This window comes from Methylophaga sp. SB9B (assembly GCF_004832235.1).
GTDB classification, from domain to species: Bacteria; Pseudomonadota; Gammaproteobacteria; order Nitrosococcales; family Methylophagaceae; genus Methylophaga; species Methylophaga muralis.
Genome location: NZ_SSXS01000022.1, coordinates 1 through 3,172, shown reverse-complemented (window position 1 = coordinate 3,172; position 3,172 = coordinate 1). Strand labels below are relative to the sequence as shown.

Genomic DNA, 3,172 nt, shown 5'->3' with positions numbered 1-3,172 from the left:
AGATCTGCATCTGATTCAGGCGGGATGAAGTAGTCTCCCATTTCAAGATGCAAGTCAGAGAAAAGTTGGAATTTCATAAAAACCTTTTGAAGTTAATATTAAGTGACCGGCTCATCAATATGCTGTTGGCAACGGGTCAACACATAGCCATATACGCTTACCGGCTCCCCGGGCTTCCCACAGCAGTCACATATTTCGGTTGAATCTAATTGAGCTTCATTAATCAGTTCAGTTATGCCTGGACCGCTAATTTTCATATAAACACGCAGTTCACCAAATTTTTCTTTCACTTGATTGACCAGCGGCAGTTCATGCTCCGAAATACCCTGACGTTTTCTATCTTCTGCTATCGCCTCAATCGCTTGTGATAGATTGAGCAGTAACTCGAACCAGCCTGAGCCGCATTGGAAGCCCCAGACCATCTGTGTTCGGTTTTCTGCGTCTGCTGCATCTCGATTGCGGTAGATGATAGGACAGCTTGAATACAGTGCCTTCGTTAACGTCTCACGCATGACTAAAACTCGTATTTCAATTTGATGGAGACTTCTTTTACTTTGCAGAAATTCTCATACATTGTCTGAGCACGCGGATGGAGCTTTCCAGGTGGTGTCAGAAACGTATAGCGTGAACCCGATTCGGTTATCCCTGTATTGGTTTCTCGGTCGTATTCTCGAATGACAGAGCTTAATCGATAGTGTTGCTCGTTCATGCTGTATCCCAGAAACTTCTCCGTCATAACATGCTCATACTCAATCATCAGAATATTCCAGTCCTTCATGATGATTTCACCGGGGGGCACATAAATATCCATATCGTTCTCCTTTGCGTTATAAGGTGCGTTAGTGAAGTTTCTTAGTTGATTTGGGCTTAGCCTCAGGGGGTACTGTGATGCCCAGCGTACGTTCAATGGAAATTCTGATATGGGAAGCGGAGAGCTGCGTCGACTTCTCCTTCAGGCACAGGCCTATAGCCTCTCTCAGGACTTCGTTTAACTGACGTACATTGACTTTATTCATTTGTAGCGCGTCGAGTGCTTCACTATCCAATGTCGAGATCATCAGGTTATCCACTTCAAGGTGCTTGATAATGTTCTCAAGGGCGAACGGCGCAATCTGTCGTAACTGCTCAAGGGTTGGCTCACTTACCCTTACTTTCTTCAGCCGACTTAAAATGGGCTCATCTATATTTTTTTCTTCGTTCGCGGTGAGAATAATGCAGATATTCGAAGCATCCATGGGAACCTGAACAAACTCATCCTGAAACTCTTTGGCGGTCTCAGGTTCAAGCAACGTCAGTAAAGAATTATTGACGTTTCCACCATTGATGAATTTATTGTCAGCTTTATCGATTTCATCCAGAAACAACACAAAGTTAGCAATACGGTTCTGCAAAAGATGTGATGCTACGAGGCCAGGTTTGGAATTACCCCACTGTGAACTCGTACCCACCAAGACCATTCCTGCCGTCGTGGCGGCAAGATCGACTTTTTCAAAGCCCAGGCCAAGCAATTCAGAAAGCTCCCTGGCATAGTGTGTTTTCCCTGTGCCTGGTGGTCCCAGTAGTAAGATAGCCAGAAATAAACACCCTTTGAAGCACTGTGCAATGAAATCATCAACTCATTAAATATGGCATCTGTTGCCTCGTTAAAGCTCGGAAATTTTTGGCGTAAATGTGCCTCAATTTCAGCTAAACGTTCACGGGTCAATTTGACTCGGATCCTGACATCAGGTAGCTTTTTAAAGAGGTTTGCACTTTGATTGAGAACATCTTTTGACAGCGTCTCCCGGCGGTCCGACAGGGCGACTGGATCAAATAATTTGATGAATTGCGTTAACTTAGTCATGACTGAGGATCTCATGTGAGCGTCTAAAATCTTGAATAGCCCGAGAGTGGCCATCCAAAATTTCATAGAGGTAGTGCTGGGTATCAAAACTCTTCGGGGGTTTGGTAGTGGCTTGTATATTCCGGGCACGAGGAACTGACTTCACAGCCCACTCAATCATGCCCTCTTCAGACGGCGGGACTAATCGCAGTGACGTAACGTCGGCGTTTGGATTAAGCTCTGCGAGCTTGGACACCATGTCAGAAAATAAGCAGGAAGCTTTATCCCACAGATCTCTGGAAAAAATAATGGGTATCTTCGGATCAATAACAACTTGAGACAGCGCGCCACGTTCGAGCAGAGCGCTGGCTTTTTGCGTGGCCAAATGGCATGTAGATGTTTGCTCCAAGAAAATCTTTTGAATGTCCTCGCTTTTTCCATGACGCAAAGCAAACTCATTCCACAAGGTGAATTCATCATTGGTATTGCCGATATAAATACTTCTCTCATCGATCCACGCCAAGTGATGATAAAACTCTGCTATATCTTCAAACTCTGATTTTAAACAAGCGATCAGTTTGCTTTTATAGCGGTCATAAGGATCTTTCCGAGGCTTGGTGACCCGCGAATGCTTGACCCATTCCTCAATGTTATCGAGCGAATTTCTTTTATCGTCAGCATGAGAATACTTCAACGTGTAGCGAAGCGGACTATTATTAAAGAGCTTTTTTAATAGCCGTTTAGCATAGGGATGAAGTCGACCAGGCGCGCTCAAAAATTTATAGCGTGTGCCAGATCTGGTCACCGCCGTATTGGAATGTAAATCCAATTTAATGATGGGCGTGCTGAATCTTGCCTGTTTTAGCCCGATGTCAAAACCAATAATATGTTTATCCATCCCGAGCTCGACGACATCCCAAAAGACAACCAGCCTTTCTTCGCCCAATTCTTTAACTTTAACTGCCAACTTCTGGCCCTCCTCTACTCAACCTGAGGGCAAGATTAATAGCTTTTGTTTTGTACCACAAGAAATTATTTTTTACATATATTCAATATTAACATTTAGTTAAGATATATTTATAAGGTAACTTATTAAGTACATGTTACACTTTTTGGACGTTATTACTTATAGCTTGGCAGTCAGTAAGTCCTATAGCCTCTTTCGCCTGATTGAATGACTCGTGGCCAACGACTATGTATTTGTGCATCCTCGGGCTCGGGTTCCAATGTCACCACATATACTCGACGCTCATTACCCTCTTTCGCCACTAAACCTTGAATGTATTGCCCCTTCTGCAAGTCATACCAGTGACTCTGACCTTCAAAATCTTTTTCCATAAACGCTAACAC

Annotated in this window: 5 protein-coding genes; all 5 read right to left on the bottom strand. The window is 43.8% G+C overall.

Going from position 1 to position 3,172, the window contains the following annotated elements; translation table 11 throughout:
- Positions 1 to 98: 98 nt before the first annotated feature.
- The gene (locus E8Q33_RS14960; RefSeq protein ID WP_136555692.1) at positions 99 to 512 is read right to left on the bottom strand and encodes a hypothetical protein; all 414 of its coding nucleotides are present in this window, start codon (positions 510 to 512) and stop codon (positions 99 to 101) included.
- Positions 513 to 514: 2 nt separating this feature from the next.
- The gene (locus tag E8Q33_RS14955; RefSeq protein ID WP_168800228.1) at positions 515 to 811 is read right to left on the bottom strand and encodes a hypothetical protein; all 297 of its coding nucleotides are present in this window, start codon (positions 809 to 811) and stop codon (positions 515 to 517) included.
- A gap of 28 nt (positions 812 to 839) precedes the next feature.
- Positions 840 to 1,559, bottom strand: coding sequence for an AAA family ATPase (locus E8Q33_RS14950; RefSeq protein WP_247870144.1), 720 nt, complete (start codon positions 1,557 to 1,559; stop codon positions 840 to 842).
- A 276-nt stretch (positions 1,560 to 1,835) separates the two neighbouring features.
- Positions 1,836 to 2,789, bottom strand: a complete 954-nt coding sequence (locus E8Q33_RS14945; RefSeq protein WP_136555688.1) for a hypothetical protein — start codon at positions 2,787 to 2,789, stop codon at positions 1,836 to 1,838.
- A gap of 173 nt (positions 2,790 to 2,962) precedes the next feature.
- A partial coding sequence (locus E8Q33_RS15490; protein ID WP_211116195.1) for a hypothetical protein occupies positions 2,963 to 3,172 on the bottom strand: 210 nt, incomplete at its 5' end.